The organism is Dysgonomonas termitidis, assembly GCF_054657735.1.
The window spans coordinates 946,139-968,264 of the sequence record NZ_BAAHYD010000003.1; the positions used below are offsets into that span (position 1 = coordinate 946,139).

Here is a 22,126-nt window from a genome sequence, read left to right on the forward strand (position 1 = left end):
ATGATAATTTTCGGTCAAACATATCATGTTGACTAATTTTTACGCTTTTTATTTCAAAAAGTATCCTGGAGCATATTCTTCCTCTGCTATTTTTGTAAACGAGTTTTGCTTCTACCCGAATTCATTGTTACAAATATTAAAGAGCGTCTAAAAAATCTATTATCAAATGAAAATACTCAATATCCTGCTAACTGTATTATTCAGTTTTGTATTAGCATCCTGCCAGAATAACGGAAAAGTCAAGTTAGAGAAGACCGGTCCCATTGCCTTGGGAGACCCGTTTATAATGCTTCACGGGAATGTTTATTACGCATATGGCACAAATGCTAAAGATGGAATAGAAGTATATACTTCCGGGGACCTGACACATTGGGAGAAAGCGGATGCTTTGGCTCTGCATCAGAAAGATTCCTGGGGCGAACGCTGGTTTTGGGCACCTGAAGTATATTATATAAAAGAGAAAAATAAATTTTTCATGTACTATTCGGCAGACGAGCACATATGTGTGGCTGTCTCAGACTCACCTCTCGGCCCGTTTGTCCAGGATGAAAAACAGCCAATGATCGCAGATGAAAAATGTATAGATAATTCATTGTTTATTGACGATGACGGGAAGCCTTACTTGTATTTCGACCGCTTTAACGATGGATTGAATATATGGGTGGCAGAGTTGGAGGATGATCTTAAAACTATCAGGCACTCTACTTTAGCAAAATGTATCAATGTATCCCAGGCATGGGAAGAAGTCCATCCCCGGGTCAATGAAGGTGCTTTTGTTACCAAATATAATGGCGTGTATTATATGACCTATTCGGGAAACAGTTACGAAAGTCCTTTTTATGGTGTGGGTTATGCTACGGCGAACTCACCTATGGGACCTTGGACAAAATACGATAAAAACCCTATTTTGCAAAAGCCTGATAGACTTGTTGGCGTGGGGCATAGTGCCATGTTTAAAGACAAAAATGGACAGCTGAAGATCGTGTTTCATGCACACAACAATCAGGAGAAAATTCATCCGAGACATATGTATATTGCCAGTGTCCGGTTTACAAATGGAACGGTACCGGTTATGCAGATAGCCGATGATATCCTGAAACCGGTGGTCATGAGCGTTAAGTGATAAATTGGTCTATATTAAGAAATGTAAATAAACAGAAAATGATACTTTTTAATCAACAGGGTCGGTTTGACCGGAATTTCTCCTTTAATGCACAAGCTATCCCGTTTATTTGATTCATGATTCTTTTACTTTGAACCTCCATTATTAAAATACCAGCAAAAAACCTTATAATCCTAACGAATTAAGATATATAGCATATGCCCTATATAATACCCGGAGGAAGGTTTTCTGCGTTTGATAGCAATCAACCTAAATTAAAAAATGAAAAATCAATAATCAATAATTAACTACCAATATTTATGCCTATGGAAAGATAATGAAGAGACAGTAGATTCGAGGATTTATCCGGTTAGTCTTACTGATAATTTGAGGATTAATAAAAAATGATAAACCTATTATTCCTAACAACCCCCAATATTTATATCTATGAAATATATCAATTGTATATAATTAAACCATAAATCTGTATTGTATGATTTCAAAAATTAGATTTTGTATGCTGATTTTATACAGCATGTTTTTATGCATTCATATGAATGCACAGACAAGTAATAAAAATATTACAGGAACGGTGTTGGATACCCAACGGGAGCCTGTGATCGGAGCCACAGTCGCGGTAAAAGGCACTACTTTGGGAACTATGACGGATCTTGATGGCAAGTTTAAACTGAGTGTCCCGTCGAAAGGTACACTTGTTGTATCTTATATCGGTTATACTACCCAGGAAGTAACAATAACAGAAAATTCTCACTATGAAATAGTAATAAGTGAGGGAGCTCTTAATCTGGAAGAAGTCGTTGTGGTAGGATATGGTACCATGAGAAAAAAGGACCTGACAGGTTCTGTTATCCAGGTGCGTCCCGATGCCCTGGCAAATGAAAATCCGAAGACCGTTCAGGACATCTTGCGTGGTACGCCCGGTTTGCAGGTAGGTTACAGCGCAACTGCTAAAGGTGGTGGCAACATGGAAATACGCGGACAGCGTTCTGTCTATAGCGACGGCGCTCACAATAACCCTTTGCTCATTCTCGACGGAATGCAATTTTACGGGGAACTTTCCGAAATCAATCCTGATGATATAGCCCAGATCGACATTCTTAAAGATGCTTCGGCTGCAGCTGTTTATGGAGCCAAAGCGGCTGCTGGTGTTATTCTTATCACTACCAAAAAGGGAAAACAGGGTAAACCCGTTATAAACCTTACCACCAGCATCGGACTTACACAACAGAGCGACTATCGCGCAAGGTTCAGCCCGGAAGACTATTTGCAACACCGTCAGGATTGGTTCGAACAGAGAACTTATGGTGTGAATCCGGAAACCGGTGTTTATGAAGCATATCAGGCAAGAAAAACAGACGGTAGCCTACAATTTCCGACCGGATATTTTGCAAGGGTGGACGGTCTTGGCCGCTATGGCGTATCTCAGGATACATGGCGTGGTTATACAGTTAACGGAACTGGTGATTCTGATCTGAGTGTCTGGGCCAAGCGTTTGGAATTTAAAGGGAATGCTCTCGATAATCTTCTTGCGGGAAGGACTGTCGATTGGGCAGATAAGACCTACCGCACAGGATTCAACCAAGACTACAATGCCAGCATAAGCGGTGCCGGAGAAAATTTAAACTATTATTTTTCATTGGGTTACCTGAAAAATCAAGGGGCGGCAAAAAGTGATGAATATGAAGCTATACGCGCCAATATGAAACTGGATGCTAACGTCACCAAATGGCTTCAGATAGGCGCTAACGTAAACTTTCAGAACCGTTCGGACGGTGAAGTCGGTATAGACCTGGATTATCAGCTGCGCAACAGCCCTTATGCCGATTATGCGGATGAGAACGGCAACCCTGTACAATATCCTTTGGATGGAAGTTATGCTCAAAGGGGGTATAACTACGATTTCCAGAAGCAATACCTGGAACTGGAAAAGGGTTACACAACATTGAATACTATACTCAATGCCAAAATAACACTGCCATACAATGTTACTTACACTTTCAATGCTTCGCCACGCTACCAGTTTTTCTACGACCGTTATTTTATGTCGGCCGAATTGCCGGGTTCCGATCCCGCATCACGTGGAGTAAACCGTGAACAGGCAAAGCGTTTCGATTGGTCGCATAACAATACCATTGCATGGGATTACACTTTCAATAGAAAGCATCACACAATGCTAACGCTTGTGCAGGAAGCCGAGATACTGCAATCATGGAAGGATCGCATTGAAGCCCGCAATATCCAGCCATCAGATGCATTAGGTTTCCACAATACCAAAAATGGCACTAAAGAAAACAGTACGTTCGATTCTTATGATACATACCAAACGGCAGACGCATTGTTAGCCCGTTTATTTTATTCATACGACGACCGCTATATGGTTACCGGGACTATTCGCCGGGATGGATATTCCGGATTCGGGGCATCCAATAAATATGCGACTTTCCCTTCCGCAGGAACTGCATGGACGTTTACAAACGAAGAATTCTTCAAATGGGGCCATATAATGAATAACGGTAAATTGCGCGTATCTTACGGAAAGAATGGAAACAGAGGTTTGTCAGACCCTTATCAGGCTCTCTCCAACCTTTATGCAGGAGCCGGTAAAATGTATGGCTATATCGATTCGAAGGGGGAGTTGAACCTGTACCGTTACTTAATGGCGGAACGGATGGCAAATCCTAAGCTGCAATGGGAAAAAACCGCGTCTTGGAACTTTGGACTTGATTTTGGATTCCTCAACGACCGCATATCGGGTACTCTCGAATATTATAACATGAAAACCCATGATATGATTATGAGACAAAGTCTGCTGACCTTTACGGCATTTAATAATATTACTACCAACTTGGGGCAGGTGGATAACCGTGGAGTTGAAATTTCATTAAATACGCTGAATATCGATACCAAGGATTTTAAATGGACTACCAAATTCGGGTTTTCATACAACAAAAACGAGATAAAGCACTTGTACTACCAGTATGAAGACGTGCTGGACGCCAATGGCAATGTAACAGGCCGCAAAGAAATGGATGACCTGACAAACGGTTGGTTTATCGGAAAACCTGTCAGCCAGATATGGAACTATCGTGTTACCGGAATATGGCAGAAAGATGAAGTAGAAGAAGCTGCAAGACACGGACAGGTTCCGGGTGACCCTAAAGTGGAAAACAGCTACACCGCTGATGATATAGTAAATGCTGATGGCTCTGTTAAGCCAGTGTATAATGACAAGGACAGACAATTCCTGGGACAAACATCGCCTCCTATCCATTGGTCTGTGCGTAACGAGTTTACATTGTGGAGAGACCTTACTGTCTCGTTCAATATCTATTCTTATATGGGACATAAGAGTCTGGCAGGTTACTATCTTAATTTTGATGACGATGGAGGACGTATGACTTATGCTTTGCAGAATGTGCCTGCAAAAGAATACTGGGGTATAGACAACCCTTCGAATCAGTATGGACGGATCAATGCCCAGGGACCTAGTAAGATAGGAGGGCCTGCCAGTCCGGGTAAATTATACGATCGTTCGTTTATTCGTCTTGAGAATATTTCCGTAGGATATTCATTACCTAAAAAATGGGTTTCAAAATTCGATATGCAGAATGTTAAAGTTTATGCTTCTGTTCGCAACGTTGCCACATGGGCAAAAGACTGGGAATATGGTGACCCTGAAGTAGATCCGGCTTTCGATCCAGGTAATGGAAAATATGGAGGATTGGCTACACGTATTTATACGCTGGGATTAAATTTAACCTTTTAACCTCTAATAGTAACAGATATGAAAAAGATAATAAAAAAAATGAACTATATATGCCTCAGCTTGCTGATGGGAGGCGCAGTCTTATTTAGCGGATGTTCGGAGGATTTTCTGAGCCCCGAACCGTTATCCATTTATGAACCCGGAGCCACGTTCACTACCGAATCGGGCCTGATGGCGGCAATGGCCATATGTGACCGCCATCTCAGAGGATATTACTCGACCGACCATAACGAAATGCTTACCCTGGGAACGGAATATATATTCTCCGACCTGATGGTTGGCTCTGCCACCGACAAGAGTGGAATGCTTGACAATATAGCAAGTATGCTTACACCGACAAGCGATCAATCGACCCAGAACAACCTGGACAGGACAAACAGCATGTGGTATTTCTATGAGGAAACTTATAAAGGGGTTATGTACGCCAATACCATTATCCAATATGTGGATGGAGTTGAAGGAATGAATGAAGCCTCCAAAAACGCTTTCAAAGGCAGGGCATACTTCCATCGTGCATTCCGTTATTATGCTTTGGTTTTTCAATATGGAGATGTGCCGCTTACAGCCAAAGTGGTAGAAGTGCCTAAGCAAAACTACCGCAGGACCAAACGCGATGCCATTTTGCAAATGCTTGTCAAGGACTTGGAATTTGCCGTGCAATGGGTGCCTGACCAGAAAGATATGTCCGTGATAGGTATGATAAATAAAGGAGCCTGCCGCATGTTGCTGGCAAAATGTTATCTGGCATTGGGCGAGTATGCCAAAGCCAAAGACCAGACAGATATTCTGATCAACCAATCGGGCTATTCGCTAATGACTGAAAATTTCGGAACATTCAACGACGGCGGGGAACCTGCCACCTGGCCTATTACCCGTAATGTAATCTGGGATATGCACCGTGCCGAAAATAAACTTATTTCCGCGAACAAAGAGGTTATTATGGGGATGCCAAATCGTGGGGCAGAAGCTGAATCTTTTGTTAAAATGTTAACAATGCGTATCCTATATCCTTTTGTTTTTGACGGAAAGCTAGAGACAAAAGATAGCAAACAGGCATTGATGAACATAAGACGCAATAGCGCTGATTATAATTCCAAGTATGATTATATGCGTGCATTCGGACGAGGCATCGCTACATTCCGTCCTTCTTACTTCCAGACTCATACAGTATGGGAGGTAAACGGCAAAATGGACGCCACCGACTTGCGTCACAGTTCGGCCACCGGCAACTGGATACGGATGGAAGATTACCGCGTAAATAATAAAGCGTCCTCAGAGTTTGGAAAACCGGTTAAACTTTTTCATGATACTGTCATTGAGGGAAAACCTGTAAGAAAACTGCTGTGTAGCGATACTATCCGCCGCTGGTTCGATGTACCTCATTACAAATTCTATTTGGATGACCCTGTGAATGAAGCTAATATAAGTGGCTCTGACGGAAACAGGGGCGCTACAAATGGAGGTATAGCCGACTGGTATCTTTACCGTTTGGCGGAGGCGTATCTGATAAGGGCGGAGGCTAAGTTTTATCTGGGCGATGCCACAGCAAAGGATGATGTGAATGAAGTGAGAAAGAGAGCAAAATGTACCGAACTTTACTCTACCGTCACTATCGGGGACATTATGGATGAGCGTGCCCGCGAATTGTACTGGGAAGAATGGCGTAATGTAGAGTTGACCCGTGTGTCGCTATGCCTTGCCCGTAGCGGTAAACCTGACGAATGGGGAAATACTTATAATTTGAATACCTTCGACAAACAGAGCGGTACGGATGCTACTGGCGGAAGCTACTGGTATCAGCGTGTTACAAAGAAAGGTATGTATAATAAAGGCCCTATAAGCGTTAATGCAACCAAAGGTTCCATCAACTATATGATGGATAAAAAGAATATTTACTGGCCGATTCCTAATAAGGAGATCAGGGCGAACAACAAAGGTGACCTGGGGCAAAATTACGGCTATGATGGCTATAATCCTGATACTCCGGTATGGGATAACTGGGAAGATGCTGTAGCTGATGAATATAAAACAGAGTAAATTTTAGTCTTTATGTTTGAATACTATTGACCGGCAAAATTACAGTCCAGCCGGTCAATGGTATTCGTTAATTTAATAAAAAAAAAGAATTTTATGTGTAAAAAAATATTTGTGTTATTACTTGTTTTCTCTACTCAGTTCGTGTTTGCACAGACTGATATGCTGAAAGATTTTCCCAAAGGATATACACCCGAAGAAGTCGGAAAGCGTTTGGCATACCGTTTTGTAGATTCAAAGCATGCACTTCATGCGGGGAAATGGATTAGTTATCCGGAAACGTTTTATTGGAATGGGTCTCTTAAATTCGCAGCGATAACTAAAGACGAAAAGCTTCTGAAGCTTCTGCAAAATAAGTTTAATCTCTTAATGGAATCTGAAAAAGAACTGTTACCCATTAAGAATCATGTTGATTTAAATATGTTCGGAAGCCTGCCTTTGGAACTATATCAGATAACGAAAGAAAAGAAGTATAAGGATTTGGGTATGCCATATGCTGATACCCAGTGGCAGGTTCCCGCGAACGCGAAACCTGAGGAAAAGGCATGGGCAGAAAAAGGATACACATGGCAGACACGCCTGTGGATCGACGATATGTATATGATTACCATCGTGCAGACTCAGGCGTATAAAGTAACCGGAGACAAGAAATATATCGACAGGGCAGCAAAAGAAATGGTGATGTATCTGGATGAATTGCAGCGTCCGAACGGACTTTTCTACCATGCACCGGATGTTCCGTTTTTCTGGGGACGTGGCAATGGATGGATGGCTGCGGGTATGGCGGAATTGCTTCGTTATTTGCCCGAAGACAATGCAGACCGTCCACGTATTATGGAAGGCTACCGAACAATGATGAAAAGTTTGAAAAATTATCAAAGGCCAAGCGGTATGTGGAATCAATTGATAGACGAACCGGACTCATGGGCGGAAACATCAGGGTCGGCCATGTTTACTTATGCATTCATTATCGGTGTTAAGAATGGCTGGCTGGACGCCAATGAGTATGCTCCCGCTGCCCGCAAAGCTTGGATGGTTTTAACTCACTATATAGATGAGAAAGGCGGTGTAAGCGAGGTTTGTGTAGGGACAAATAAAAAGAACGACAAACAGTATTATTATGACCGTCCGCGCCGTACCGGAGATTATCATGGTCAGGCCCCCTATCTTTGGTGTGCTGTCGCTCTTTTAGAAAAGTAACTGATCTTGATTGTTGATCTCTTTCGTATCCGAACAGCGAAGGATTTATGATCGATCGTGGAAATTATAAGCGAATATAAAATATAATCAGGGGGCTGTCATTACCCGGTAAGCAAAACAACAGGAATTCATTATAATTCTGATATATATTATTAAATTCTATCTATTACTTAAAATATTAAATACATGAAAAAATTATTATTGCTGATATCAGTCTCTTTATTTACTATTAGCCTGCTGGCTCAGAATGAAAAACCCAATGTACTGACCGAAACAGAAATACGGGAAGGATGGAAATTGCTATGGGACGGAAAAACCACCGATGGCTGGAGAGGTGCTAAACTCGATGCTTTTCCTCAAAAAGGATGGAGCATAAAAGATGGTGTACTCCGGGTTCATAAGAGTGGCGGTGCTGAGGCTGCTAATGGAGGAGATATCGTTACCGTGAGAAAGTATAAGAATTTTATACTGAAAGTAGACTTCAAGATCACAAAAGGAGCAAACAGCGGTGTAAAGTATTTTGTTGACTCTGACCTGAATAAAGGTGAGGGGTCTGCTATTGGCTGTGAATTCCAGATATTGGATGATGAAAACCATCCGGATGCCAAGTTAGGTGTAAAAGGTAACAGGACACTGGGTTCTTTGTATGACCTTATACCATCGCAAAGAGGCGGTTCATTTAAGTTTGATATAAATGATTTTAATACGGCAACAGTAATTGTAAAAGGCAATAAAGTAGAACATTGGCTGAACGGAGTGAAGGTTGTAGAATATGAGCGTAATAACCAGATGTTTAACGCCCTTGTTGCTTATAGCAAATATAAAAACTGGCCGAATTTCGGAAATCTTACCGAAGGCAATATCTTATTGCAGGATCATGGCGATGAGGTATTCTTTAAGAATATAAAAATTAAAGAACTGGAATAAGAAGTTAAAAAGCGAGACGTATTCAATGTGAATCAGCAGTTAAGGACAAGTGTAGATTTTTCATATAATTTTATCTATATAATAAGCCAATAGCCTTTAGCTGTTAGCTGATAGTTCTTTGAAAGATTGATTAAAGCAGTTACAAGTTTGCCTCGCCTTCGCTTCGGCGAATGTTATTTCTGCGCCCTGCGGGCAGTTACAAGTTACAAGTAGACAAGATACGAGATACAAGATACGAGTTGTTAACTGCTGACTGTTTACTGTTAACTGATATATCTGTTACCTTTGTTACCTTTTAACAGTTAGGGGTTACAAGATACTCTATTTTGTTTCACGCAAAGACGCAAAGGCGCAAAGTTTTACATCTTACGAGTTGTTGACTGATGACTGTAAATACTGTTACCTTTGTTACCTTTTGGGAGAAAGATACGAGAGACAGGTTGTTAACTACTCTCTGACGGGATGCTTCGTTTCCCTCAGCATGACAGACCACGATACTGTTTACTGATGACTGTTTACTGTTAACTGATATATCTGTTACCTTTGTTACCTTTTTTAGTTGACAGTTGAAAGCGGGTGGTAATAAGGCTATGAAATAGTTGTTGTTGGCTAATAACTGCTAACTGTTGACCAATAAGTGCTAATCACTGGCTGATATATCTGTTACTTTTGTTACCTTTTAACAAGTCGTTAACTGTTAATTGTTTGCTGTTTACTGTTTTAACCGCTGATTCACGTTACAAATAAATTTTACTAAAATATGAAGAAGAAAGTATTATTGTTTATTACTGCTGTGGCATCTGTTCTTTGCGTAAATGCGAACTCCATAGACAAACAGCTGTCAAGTAATATTTCGATAAAGGTTCCCGGCAATAAATCAGTAACATATAAGCTGACGGCCGATAAGGATGGTAATTTGGAGTCAGAATCGGATTTGCCTTTGCAGATAAGCAGGAAACTAACATCAGATGGCGGTATTGTCCGTATCACAGTTAGTATTAAAGCAAAAGAAAAGGCTTATTACAATTTCAGTCAGGCCTATCTGCTGCCTGAAATGAAGCATAGCGATTGCCAGTTCTATATGCCGGGATTCTGGTATCACCGCAATATGCGTTCTCCTAAGGAAGCCCCGTCTTTCCATACGAGCGATAGCTGGCAGGTAAGAGAGGACCGGCTGAGCACTCCTCTTACAGGAATATATAATGAAAAATCAGGCGATTACTATACTATACTAAGGATCGATGAGTTTGCGGACGAGACTATTGCTCAACATGCTTCGGGTGAGGTCATCTTGTCTGGGAAAACATCAATTGGTTATACTGGTTTCCGGAATATTGACGAGAATTCGACTTTGGTATTTGGCTTTCCTTACCACGAAGCACCAAAGGCATATGTCCGCAAACTAACATTGATCCCACCTGTGCAGGCTTTCGAAAAACTCGAAAAAGGTGAGACACGCGATCTTGTATGGGAAGTCAGAAAGGGGAATGTAAAAGATTACTCTGCTTTTGTTTCTGATGTATGGACGTATTCATACGACAGATTTAAGCCTCAGACAGTTGAAACCGGGTATAATGCGGAGTCGGCAAAAAAGGTAATGACCAATTTCTTTACAGAAAGTTTCGTGGATAAGTATGATCTGAAATATTTTTCCGGTGTACATTTGCGTACCGATGATTGCAAGAGCACAGGCTCTGCCGAAGTTGGGTTTGTGGGACGTGTCCTGATTAATGCATTCAATGCATTGGAATATGGGGAACAAAATAATCGTCCCGATTTAGTACGGAAGGCCAATGCAGTACTTGATAGTTATTTGACAAACGGGTTTACTCCCAACGGCTTCTTCCGCGAATTTGTTGACTATTCTCATAATGCCGAGCCTAATGTTTACAGTATTCGCCGCCAGTCGGAAGGGGTGTTCTCCATCCTGAACTATCTTCAATACGAGAAGAAAAAGGGACGCTCGCACCCTGAGTGGGAGAGCAGGATTAAAAACATACTTGGAAATTTCCTTAAACTACAAGGGGCAGACGGAAGCTTCCCGCGTAAGTTTAATGATAATTTTAATATTACAGATGCTTCGGGAGGCAGTACACCATCCGCAACACTGCCGCTGACTATGGCTTATAGCTATTTTAAGGATAAAAACTATCTGGAGAGTGCACGAAAAACCGCGGTTTATCTCGAAAAAGAACTGATTTCCAAATCGGATTATTTTTCATCCACACTCGATGCTAATTGCGAGGACAAAGAAGCATCCCTTTACGCGTCTACGGCGATGTATTACCTTTCTTTTGTAACCAAGGGTAAAGAGCGTGAGCATTATATCGACCTGTGCAAAGAGTCGGCGTATTTCTGTCTTTCGTGGTATTATATGTGGGACGTACCGTTTGCCCAGGGACAAATGCTGGGTGATGTAGGCTTTAAGTCGAGAGGCTGGGGTAATGTATCGGTTGAAAATAATCATATCGATGTATTTATCTTCGAATTTGCCACTATACTCGATTGGCTGGCAGTGGAAAGGAAAGAGCCTCGATTCTCTGAATTTTCATCTGTAATAAAAAGCTCGATGCTCCAACTGATGCCTGTGGAAGGACATATGTTCGATATAGGTAAAGTCGGCTATTATCCCGAAGTTGTACAACACACTCATTGGGATTACGGGAAGAACGGCAAAGGTTTTTACAATGATATTTTTGCTCCCGGCTGGACTGTCGCTTCTCTTTGGCAGATGCTGAGTCCCGACAGGGTTTCGAATTATTTCGACAAGAAGTAATAGTATATGAAGGATATCAGGAGGTACTTATCTATTTGTTTATTTACCTCCTTTTCCGATACTATAATCGTAATGGAAGAAAGTCCCGTATTGTAGAACAAGGCTCATATGAGGAACTAATCTCTAAAAATGATTTATTACAGGCTATGGACAATACAGGAAAAAACATTAGGGCGGAAATTGTAGCTGGAAATATTTTTCCTCTGAAAAATCTGTTGTAATGGAGGGAACTTCAGTATTATCAACACTATAAAGTTCCCTCTATGATCATCTGTAAGAAAAGAGTATTATTTACTTTTTATAATTATTCAGGCCTGTTTGCAGAAATTCGACATATTTGTCTATACTTTCATCATAAGCATATGATTTGTTAAGAGGCTTTCCGTCATTATCGAGCAGTATATAAAATGGTTGAGCATTTGCGCCAAATTTTATCCGTTGTAGATAACTCCACTTGTCTCCAATAGATTTAAGTGTAATTTCTTTTCCGTTTTCGGTAATTGATATCGGTTGTCGCAATGGGCGTTTATCATCAACAAATAATGTAATAAGTATATAGTCATTATCGATGATCTTGCTTACTCTACTGTCGGTCCAAACCGCTAATTCCATTTTTCTGCAGTTTACACACCCATATCCGGTAAAATCAATCATGACAGGCTTCCCGTTCTTTTTTGCATACTCCATACCTATATCGAAGTCATCGAATTTTGCATGTACTTCTTTTGTATACAGATTGAAATCCTGAGTATTCATCGGCGGAGAGAAAGCACTGATCGCTTTTAACGGGGCTCCCCATAATCCGGGTATCATATATATTGCAAAAGCAATAGAAAACAAGCCGAGAAAGAAACGCGGGATACTGACTTTAGTACCGTCATCATCGTGGGGAAATTTGAGCTTGCCGAGCATATATATCCCTAACAGGCCGAATATAACGATCCATAGCGAGAGGAATGTTTCCCTGTCAAGGATTCCCCAACCATACGCAAGATCTGCAACGGATAGGAATTTAAGGGCGAATGCAAGTTCTATAAATCCTAAAAAGACTTTTACCACATTCATCCATCCACCGGACTTCGGTGCTGATTTAAGAAAGGACGGAAATAAAGCAAAGAATGTAAAGGGCAAAGCCAAAGCTACTGCAAATCCTAGCATCCCAATGGCCGGTGCCACAATACTCCCGGTCGTAGATACTTCTACTAACAGAAACCCTATAATAGGCCCGGTACAGGAAAATGAAACCAAAGCCAGAGTAAATGCCATAAGGAAAATACCTATAAGTCCTCCGGTTTTCTCAGCTTTGCTGTCTACTGCGGTACTCCAAGAGGAAGGCAGTGTGATTTCGAAAGCTCCGAAGAATGACGCAGCAAATATAACCAGCATAAGGAAAAACAATATATTGAATATTGCATTTGTCGATAGCGCATTAAGCGCACTGGCCCCAAATATCAGAGTTATGGCCAAGCCCAGAAGAACGTATATCACAATTATAGATACACCATAGGTTACAGCATCCCTGATACCTCTCTTCCTGTCCTTATTCTTTTTCAGGAAGAAACTCACGGTCATAGGTATTATCGGCCATACACAAGGAGTGAATAATGCAAGCAGCCCTCCTGAAAAGCCGGTAATAAATATATACATCCAGGGTATATCACCTTTTCCAAATGTTTCGCCAAAGTTATCCAACTCTTTGATGACAGGAGCCCAATAGTCTGAACCTACCTCCGATAGGCCGGATACACCGGAAACACCAGTCTGACTGTTCCCGGTTGCAACCTCAACATTCCCGTTTGTATAATTGAAAGAAACATCTGCCGGCGGCAAACAGCTTTCCTCATTGCATGCTGCATATTCGAGATACCCTTTTATTTGATATACGGGGGCCGTAATCTTTATTTTTTGAACAAATACTACGTTTTTCTCAAAATAACGAAGATTAATTTCGAAGACTTTATCGAATGCTTTAATTTCTGAGCCTCTGAATGTAAGTTTCCCATCTGTTTCAGCTCCTTTAATTTCTTCTATCGTAATGGATGAGGAAATTGGCCCTCCGGATGGTAATCCGGTAGAATAAACATGCCAGCCATCATCGATCGTTCCTGTGAAAATTATTTCCGCTTCTGAATCTGAAGTAATTTTCAGTTCGGCCGAAAATTTTACAGGTTCCTGAATCTGAGCTATGGAACCGATAGTAAAAAAAGAAAATAATAATGCAAAGAATATTCTTTTCATAGGCTACTTATCGTTTACTTAAACAACTCTGCAAGTTTTTGCTCTAACTCTTCACCTCTTATTTTTTCTGCGATAATGATGCCTTTGTCATCGATTAAAAACATTGCCGGGATGGCTTTCACATTAAGGGCATCACTAGCGCCTTTCGTATCCAGATAATTAGGCCATACCAGTTTTTCTTCCTTAAGGGCTTTTTCCCAGTCGGCTTCTTTTTTATCTATTGAAATGCTAACGATCTCAAATCCTTTCGATGAATATTTTTCATATAATTTCTTCAGGTTAGGTATTTCCTTGCGGCACGGAGCACACCATGACGCCCAAAAATCGACAAGAGTATATTTCTTACCTTTGCTTATTTCTCCCACAGTTGTTCCTTTATTGTCTTTGCCTACGAGGTTAAATGCAGGCAGCGCCTTTCCTACAAATCCTTCAGGAAATAATTCTGCTTTTAGGATTTTCCCATAATGGCTGTTTTTTGCTTCCTGAGAAAACTCTTCATACCAAGGATTTTGTTCTTCGGTAAAATAACTCATAACATCCAGCATCAGCATCGGACCCCACCATGAATCTTTATTATCCATGATAATACCCTTCATCGTTTTTTCTACAGTTTCAAAGAAGTTTTTTTCATCTGCAGCCAGTTTCTTTGCCGCATCAGTTTGGTTTAATGAGTCCAACAGAGCCTTATTTTTGGCTGCACGCGCCTGACCGATAGCTTCCGATATTTCCTTATTATTATCATGGTAAGCAGTGTATAAAGAGTCCAACATTTTTCTCGGAGATATTTTTTGCAGATAAAGGTCATGTGATTTGCTCCCTTTTACTATTATACCGTCGAAATTATAATTAATAATATCGCCCTGTTCATTCTTTTTTACATCTCCGGTTAATTTGATTTTCCCATTTTCAACCATAAGTTTTGCCAAGCCCCGGCTTTCAGCTATATGTATATAAAATATCCGGGGTTCATCGGTGGCTCCTGTAAATGTAAACTTCCCATCTGTAACGACAGACTCTGCAACAGGTTTTTCATCCTTATGGGTAGCTCCCGGAATTAATTCAACTTTAGCCCCATCCGGTGTGCCTTGAAGGTTTCCCTCAATGGTGTATGATGTAGCTGGTTTTTCAGTACAAGAAATCATTATTGTACTTGCTATTAAAAAAGCCGATAAATTCTTTAAAATTTTCATGACGATTATGTTTTTTATTATTATTTACTTACGTTTTGTATAATTGTACCATTCCCCGGATTCTTAATTGCTCCCATAGGGAAAGGCATTGTCCACATGTGAGATGCCGGTGACAGTGAAATTGTTTGTCCGTCTGCCATTTTGCTCAGTGTACGGGCATATTTACTCTCAGTATTATATCGGCGTGCATCGGCAAAAGGAATAATAGTCAATATTAATTCATTGTCTTTCGTACGACGGATATATTCTATAGCTTCCTCCTCTCTAGAAGCTGTAAGTGGCACATATTTTTCGGATAAAATACGTTTTTCCCGGACCCTGTTGAGCTCATTCATTGCTTCGCTGTACTTCCCGTTGCGGGCAAGGCATTCCGCCTTAATAAGATAAACTTCTGTAGTAGTGATGCCTCCTGCGTTGAAAAATCCACGGGTAGTACTTACGCAATATGTTTCTGTCCCTACAGTTCTGACTTTCCAGCGAGCAGCAGCTCTGGCATCCCCATCTTCAAATTTAGCTTTGCGTTCGACAGAAATAGGATTTTCTGTTGAAGAATAGGATGAAGCTCCATGCCTGAAATAATAATTTTCAATATAGTAATGCCCTGTTGGTGAAGCTGTCGTGGTGTATGAATCAGGAATTTCTATCTGTGTTTTATTTTCTGAATAATACGTTGTCCAATCATACAATTGGCTATTTTCGGCTAAAGCCAGATTTGCATATTCCAGGGCTTTCGTATAATTGCTCATCTGTAGATACACACGTGCATAAAATGCATAAGCCGCACCTAAGTTTGGATGTAAAGGGGTTGGTGATTCAGATTTCAGGAAAGGCAAGGCTTCCTGCATGTCATTTAGGATAAAATCGTATATTCCTTTTACGGTCAGTTGTTGATACGAAGCGCCGATATTAGCATTTGTTATAAGGGGTACTGCGTTTTTAGTGGCAGCATTATTTTCCTGATAAGTTTCAGCATAGAAATTTGCCAGATAAAAATAATTTATAGCACGTAGTACTTTTGCATAGGCAATCACTTCATTACGTTCAGCATCTGTGCTTTCTGTCGCAGTTGGTGCATGTCCTATAATCAGGTTACATGTAGAGATAGAGGCATAAGTGGCGTAATACATTGTTTCATCCGAATTATTCAGCTCTATGCGGTTTGCATTTTCATCCCACATATAATTTGCCTTGGTTAAAGGATAGTAATTCAAATTAGCAATTGTCTGATATCTGTCATTCAGTAGATTAATAGCATTGGATGCATCCAGCCTGTGGGCTCCATACTCATCTCTTAGCAAAGCCTCAAAATCGGAAAGGGTAGTAGGAATTCTTTCACCCTTCGGCAGAATATCGAGGTAATCGTTACATGCTGTAAATGACAAGGTAAGAACAAATACAAATAATAATTTTATGGGAAATATATTGGTTTTCATATATCAATTGTATTTAATTATTTAAAAGTTTAAATATAACCCCCATACATAGTTAGGGCTATTGTATCCGCCTAGCAGGTATTTGGCCTCATGGCTTTTAGTGAGAGTGAACAGGTTCTCTATATTGAACTGTAAACGTGCGTTTCGCAGGAATGCCTTCTTGCAAATATGTGCAGGAACGCTATATGACAGGGAAATATTACTCAATCTGAGATTGGCTGCATCAATTACATTTATATCCGCATTGGCATATATACTATACAGATCACTACTATAGAAAGGGCTTTCTGCAAAAATAATGCGAGGTATATTTGTATGAGCTTCATCTCCGGAGGTACGCCAACGGTTTACAATATCTTTGTTGGTTGCGGTAATATTGGTTATATAAGAATAAGCTGCGCTGGAATATGAAGTACCTAATGTTGGCAAGAAGGTATTACGCATTTTGTGTCCTGTTTCATATATCAACATAAACGATAAATCAAAATCCTTATAACGTATATTACTGCTAAACGAACCACTATGAACCGGTACTGTAGTACCTGCATATACAATCGCATCAAGACTGGTAGGCACAGAGGATACAACATCTCCCTTTTCATTATATACCTGAGGTAGCCCGTCGGCGCTGAGTCCGGCCCATTTATAGGCATATATAGCCTGGTATGGATTTCCTATGCGGGGATAAGCTGTCGGATAGTCTATCTGAAGATAGTAAACGGGTGCTTCAACATTCACATATGTTACTTTATTCTTATTGTATCCGTAAATTAAAGTAGAGTTTAAAGTAAAATCTTTAGTGCGGATAATATCTCCGGATAAGGTTATTTCCACACCTCTGTTTCTCATTTCACCATTATTGATCTGATACGTGGAATAGCCGAATCCTTCAGTTGGTACCCCCATTGTGCTCGAAAGCAGGTCTTTACCGTATTTATTATAATATTCTATAGTCCCGCTTAATCTGTTTTTAAACAAGGCGAAATCTATACCGAAATTTGTTGTGGTTGTTTTTTCCCATGATAATGAAGGATTGGGACGAGAAGATATAGATCCCTGAGTTCCTCCCACATTTGCATTTGTTGAGTAATAAGCAACCATATACGGGGCTTTGTCTTTCGCGATATTGCCACCAATCCCATAGGAAGTTCTCAGTTTAAGGCGGTCTATCCATCCAATGGTCATAAATGATTCTTTATCTATATTCCAGCCCAAGCCGGTAGACCAGATAGGCTTGTTTTGATATTTGGAGGCTGTTCCCCAAAGATTGGACCTGTCCCAACGCAAACTTCCTGTAAATAAATATTTATCATCGTAGGAATAAGCTGCATTTCCATAATAAGAAACAAATCTGTTTGTCACTTCACTCCTGGAAGCAATGTCTGAAGAATAGAATGTTCCTCCCCAGAAAGGACTTACTCCTTTAGCTAATGTTGCTGCATCGATAAGAGTATATGATAGAATATCAGGATCATAGTTAAATAATGTATTGTTGGATATTTCATATTTATTTTCGCGGATCTCATTTCCGATCAAAGCGGTTACCTGATGTTTCTGGCCGAAAATTTTATCAAAATTGAGTTGCTGGCGCAATGTGTATGCTTTAGAATAAAAATCAACCGTGTTATAAATATTACCATATGGAATGTTAAATACTGTTGTATTGTTTGTCCGCGAAGCCATATTATTCACCCTTGACCGTACAGCGTAAGAATCTTTGGTTGATAGTTTAGAATACTGGTCAGAACCATATTCATATTGGAACATGCTACTGAAATTGAGCCATTCTGCAAATGCTATGTTTAATCTGCCATAAGTCCTGTTTTGAAAACTGTTGGTTTTCGCTCTATTCAGACCCAGTTCGTTAAGCGGAGTTATATCCATATTATACAAACCATAATCGCTTATCAGCGCATAATTATCTTTAGTCAACCGTGACGAAGCTAATGACGTATAATTACTGCCATCTGTATTTTTTAGTACATCATAAGGCATATACTTGTATCCCGGAGATAAGGCATCATAAGATTGTTTATTTTGCTTCTGGTAGTAATTATAAGTTCCGATGTCTAGTTTCAGCCATTTGGTTACCTCAAGGTTATTTGTAATGTTAACACCTATTGACTGATCGTCGGTGTAACGGTCTGCCTGCTTGTTATCGCGATATGTAATGGAGGTCTTGAACATATTATTATCTGTTGTTTTTCCTACCGACAGATTATATTGCTGATAAAATGGATTTCGTTTAGCATATTTCTCTACATCATTATAATAGCTGTAACCTTGCGCAGAGAGAGTGTTTAATTTCTGTTCAAGCTCAGTTTCGGATATCTTTCCGGCATAATAATTAAGAATATATGTTATCCCCTGGGTCGGATATATATGGGAATCAAGCATACGCTGAGCATAAGCCGGGGCATCGGTACCTTGTAATGATTTATTGTTTGAAGCCCATTCCCTTTCTATATCGATAATGTCACCTGAATTGGTTAATCCGTCTTTATAATAAGAATATGGAGAAAAGGTGAACGTACTGGAGAAAGATACCTGCACTTTCCCTTTTGATGCTTTTTTTGTGATAATAACAACGACTCCATTTGCTGCTCTGGCTCCATAAATCGATGTTGCAGCGGCATCTTTCAATACTGTAATACTTTCTATATCTTCCATATTAAGTTCGGGAAGGCCTTCTGTTGCTTTGCCGGTATATGCATCATACCTGACATTTTCTATAGGGAAACCGTCTACCACATATAATGGTTGTGTTGTTCCATACATTGAAGTTGTACCCCTCAGTAATCCTCCGGTAAAACCGGCAACCTGCCCTTCAAGGAGTGTATTGAGGTCGCTCAGCCGTTGTTTGTCAAGTGTTCCTGATGTTACCTTAGAGAAAGATCCGGTAGCCCGTTCTTTCGATATAGTCTGATAACCGGTAACAACTACTTCATCCAGACCCGTTATCGATGATCGCATCTCGACATTCAGAACCCTCCTTCCTCCTATAATATAATTCCGGGGAATATATCCTAAATACGAGAATATAAGAGAATCTGATTCCGACCTGGCATTTATAGTATAATGTCCATCTGTATCCGTTGTTGCGCCACCTGTAATTTTTCCATCTTTTTTTACTGAGATGACCGCTCCTATTATCGGGAGTTGGTCTTCATCAGTAACAATTCCGGAAACTGTAAATTCAGATTTCGTGTTGTTTTGTGCATCAGCTTTATCTATATTAAATAAGATAAAGATCATAAAAATACTAAAAGCTACAATTTTCTTCATATTAGACCTTATTTCAAATAATACATGCGAGAAGGTAAAATAAAAGAAAACAATTGTTAAAACAACTGAAAATGATGCGTCAATATTGGCAATTGTTGTTTTTGTAAAACTTTTAGTGATAAAATGATATAATTATCGTTGATTAGAGAGCATTCGGTTATTGTCTTTTTCGTTCTTGCTTTTCCAGCTGATGTACTTTTTCCCTATATAGAGATGGGGTCATACCAACCGAAGACTGAAACGCCGTATAGAAAGTAGTCGTAGAATTAAACCCAATATCGGAAGAAAGAGCTTTAAGCGGAATATCATTATTGGGGTCGGACAAGACATGAACAGCATCCTCTATACGAAAGGTATTAATGAAGTGAGTAAATGACAAACCGGAATATTTGTTTATGACCTGCGATAAATAAGTTCTGTTTGTATTTAATAGTGCAGCCAGCTTTTCTTTTGTCAAATCATTCTGTTTGTATATATGTTCATTTCTCATAAGGTTGGTCAAATCTCCGTATAGCTTTACTTCTTTTTCCTCACTCATCGATGATACGGAATATTTTTCTGTACCGGTTTCCTTTCCTATCCTATTCCTGAATTCGTCTATTTGCTGCCTCAGGTTCGCTTCACGTTTTATGGCTTCCTTATTTCTTTTTACTATTTGAAGGTATAATTTGTTTTTTTTATAATAAGAAATGTAGGTTCCTCCTAGTATAAGAAAGATCAGGATAAAAGCGAAAAGGAGTAGCTGGAATCTTTTTTCCTTCTGTAGCAAACTCAACTTACTCTGTTTTATTTCATTTTCATGCTTTTCAGTATCATACTTTATTCTTAGTTCGCTTAAGGAACGTTCTTTCTCTGCATTGTATATGCTATCTGAAAAGGATTGGAAAATTTTATAATATTTCAATGCATTATTGTAATCGTGATCTAATTCATAAGATATGGATATATACTCATATAATTCCGGTACATGAATCGTATTTTTGTTCTTGATCGAAAGATCTAATCCAAGTTCGAGTAATGCAACAGATTCTTTATATTGTTTTTGTTTTATAAAAACTTTTGACAAGCTAAGGTATGTGTTGGCTACTGAAGATATTTGCGATTGGTCTTTAAATTTCAAAGCCTTGTTATAAGCTTCTATTGCAGACTTATTATCACCCGACTTGAATAATATATTTCCGTATAAGTTATATAAATTCGTTTTGTCGTGGAAATTATTTTTTTCAGTAATAAATTCAGCTTCTTTAATATACTTCAGTGCTTCGTCATAGTTTTCCAACAAGAAGAACATATAAGCCGAATTGGTAGACCCGCAATAAATAAGGTAGGCATCACCTTTTTCGTGTCCCAAAGTATAGCATTCCAACGCATATTTGAGGCCTTGCGTATCTTTTTTCAGATAGTATATTCCGGATATGTTGCATAGTAATATTGAATATAAACGTTCGTGAGAACTTCGTTTTGCGGCTTCGATGCCTTGAAAGAAATAATTAACAGACCTGTAATAATCCATTTCTATATTAGATGCATACAGCCCTAATCCGTTATATACAGATGCTAATGCAGAATCGTTGGATAATTTTGTAGCCAGTTCCAGAGACTTATCAATATAATACTTGGATTTCCGTTCTTCTCCATTCATCACCATAGCCTGACCCAGATATATATAGGAGTACATCTTAGCAGTTTCATCATTGGTTAGTTGAGCTACACTATCCAAAAGCAGTGCATAATGTATAGTTTGATTGTAATCGCCGCTGTTAATCAATAGTTCACTTATTTTCTTCAATGACCTTTTATCCGTTATGTCTTTCTCTAATTCTGTCTTTAGTTTTACAATAACTTTATTTACGGCCTCTCCCTGTTGTGAAAAGACATATAAGAAACCGCACAATAAAAATATTATGATTATAAAAACACGTTTCGAGACAAAAACATTACACATAGAGAGGGAAGAAGAGTTTAGTGTGATTGCAACCTAGAAAGAATACTGATATAATTATTTTGTGTAAATAAAGCTAAAAAAAAATATATCCACAAGTTAATACAGATTCAAAAATACAATAAATGTCAAAAAACGATAGTGTGAAGAGTGTTGTATGAGCTCTTAGTTTTTGCATTCTACAGAGTAGTTTTCTTGTTAAACTGTTTATT

10 protein-coding genes and 1 pseudogene are annotated in these 22,126 nt (G+C 39.5%); 6 read left to right on the top strand and 5 right to left on the bottom strand.

The genetic code is table 11. The annotated features are described in order from the left end of the window. The first annotated feature begins 166 nt into the window (after positions 1–166). The 6 genes and pseudogenes from ACYQ3L_RS24910 (at position 167) to ACYQ3L_RS24935 (ending at position 11,826) form a co-directional block, all read left to right on the top strand. Positions 167–1,123, top strand: coding sequence for a glycoside hydrolase family 43 protein (locus ACYQ3L_RS24910; protein WP_379996554.1), 957 nt, complete (start codon positions 167–169; stop codon positions 1,121–1,123). Positions 1,124–1,655: 532 nt separating this feature from the next. Then, the gene (locus ACYQ3L_RS24915; RefSeq protein ID WP_379996552.1) at positions 1,656–4,889 is read left to right on the top strand and encodes a SusC/RagA family TonB-linked outer membrane protein; all 3,234 of its coding nucleotides are present in this window, start codon (positions 1,656–1,658) and stop codon (positions 4,887–4,889) included. Between the two features lie 18 nt (positions 4,890–4,907). After that, on the top strand, positions 4,908–6,926 hold the full coding sequence (locus ACYQ3L_RS24920; protein ID WP_379996550.1) for a RagB/SusD family nutrient uptake outer membrane protein: 2,019 nt from the start codon (positions 4,908–4,910) through the stop codon (positions 6,924–6,926). Positions 6,927–7,019: 93 nt separating this feature from the next. Beyond that, on the top strand, positions 7,020–8,123 hold the full coding sequence (locus ACYQ3L_RS24925; protein WP_379996548.1) for a glycoside hydrolase family 88/105 protein: 1,104 nt from the start codon (positions 7,020–7,022) through the stop codon (positions 8,121–8,123). Positions 8,124–8,399: 276 nt separating this feature from the next. Further along, a pseudogene (locus tag ACYQ3L_RS24930) lies at positions 8,400–9,050 on the top strand (3-keto-disaccharide hydrolase); the annotation flags it as partial. A 760-nt stretch (positions 9,051–9,810) separates the two neighbouring features. Continuing rightward, positions 9,811–11,826, top strand: a complete 2,016-nt coding sequence (locus ACYQ3L_RS24935) for a hypothetical protein (RefSeq protein WP_379996546.1) — start codon at positions 9,811–9,813, stop codon at positions 11,824–11,826. A 291-nt stretch (positions 11,827–12,117) separates the two neighbouring features. Here the strand turns inward: ACYQ3L_RS24935 and ACYQ3L_RS24940 are convergent, their stop codons facing one another. From ACYQ3L_RS24940 to ACYQ3L_RS24960, 5 genes are all read right to left on the bottom strand, one after another. Next, on the bottom strand, positions 12,118–14,064 hold the full coding sequence (locus ACYQ3L_RS24940) for a protein-disulfide reductase DsbD family protein (protein WP_379996544.1): 1,947 nt from the start codon (positions 14,062–14,064) through the stop codon (positions 12,118–12,120). A gap of 14 nt (positions 14,065–14,078) precedes the next feature. After that, positions 14,079–15,254: a redoxin family protein gene (locus ACYQ3L_RS24945; RefSeq protein ID WP_379996542.1), complete on the bottom strand. Its 1,176-nt coding sequence runs from the start codon at positions 15,252–15,254 to the stop codon at positions 14,079–14,081. A 20-nt stretch (positions 15,255–15,274) separates the two neighbouring features. After that, on the bottom strand, positions 15,275–16,687 hold the full coding sequence (locus tag ACYQ3L_RS24950) for a RagB/SusD family nutrient uptake outer membrane protein (protein WP_379996540.1): 1,413 nt from the start codon (positions 16,685–16,687) through the stop codon (positions 15,275–15,277). Between the two features lie 21 nt (positions 16,688–16,708). Beyond that, on the bottom strand, positions 16,709–19,972 hold the full coding sequence (locus ACYQ3L_RS24955; RefSeq protein ID WP_379996538.1) for a SusC/RagA family TonB-linked outer membrane protein: 3,264 nt from the start codon (positions 19,970–19,972) through the stop codon (positions 16,709–16,711). Positions 19,973–20,129: 157 nt separating this feature from the next. Next, on the bottom strand, positions 20,130–21,761 hold the full coding sequence (locus tag ACYQ3L_RS24960; protein ID WP_379996536.1) for a helix-turn-helix domain-containing protein: 1,632 nt from the start codon (positions 21,759–21,761) through the stop codon (positions 20,130–20,132). Positions 21,762–22,126: the final 365 nt, after the last annotated feature.

What these genes read in the sequence shown, in the direction of transcription:
- ACYQ3L_RS24910 (WP_379996554.1), top strand. Translation starts at nt 167, where the DNA reads ATGAAAATACTCAATATCCTGCTAACTGTATTATTCAGTTTTGTATTA.
- ACYQ3L_RS24915 (WP_379996552.1), top strand. Translation starts at nt 1,656, where the DNA reads ATGAATGCACAGACAAGTAATAAAAATATTACAGGAACGGTGTTGGAT.
- ACYQ3L_RS24920 (WP_379996550.1), top strand. Translation starts at nt 4,908, where the DNA reads ATGAAAAAGATAATAAAAAAAATGAACTATATATGCCTCAGCTTGCTG.
- ACYQ3L_RS24925 (WP_379996548.1), top strand. Translation starts at nt 7,020, where the DNA reads ATGTGTAAAAAAATATTTGTGTTATTACTTGTTTTCTCTACTCAGTTC.
- ACYQ3L_RS24935 (WP_379996546.1), top strand. Translation starts at nt 9,811, where the DNA reads ATGAAGAAGAAAGTATTATTGTTTATTACTGCTGTGGCATCTGTTCTT.
- ACYQ3L_RS24940 (WP_379996544.1), bottom strand. Translation starts at nt 14,064, where the DNA reads ATGAAAAGAATATTCTTTGCATTATTATTTTCTTTTTTTACTATCGGT.
- ACYQ3L_RS24945 (WP_379996542.1), bottom strand. Translation starts at nt 15,254, where the DNA reads ATGAAAATTTTAAAGAATTTATCGGCTTTTTTAATAGCAAGTACAATA.
- ACYQ3L_RS24950 (WP_379996540.1), bottom strand. Translation starts at nt 16,687, where the DNA reads ATGAAAACCAATATATTTCCCATAAAATTATTATTTGTATTTGTTCTT.
- ACYQ3L_RS24955 (WP_379996538.1), bottom strand. Translation starts at nt 19,972, where the DNA reads ATGAAGAAAATTGTAGCTTTTAGTATTTTTATGATCTTTATCTTATTT.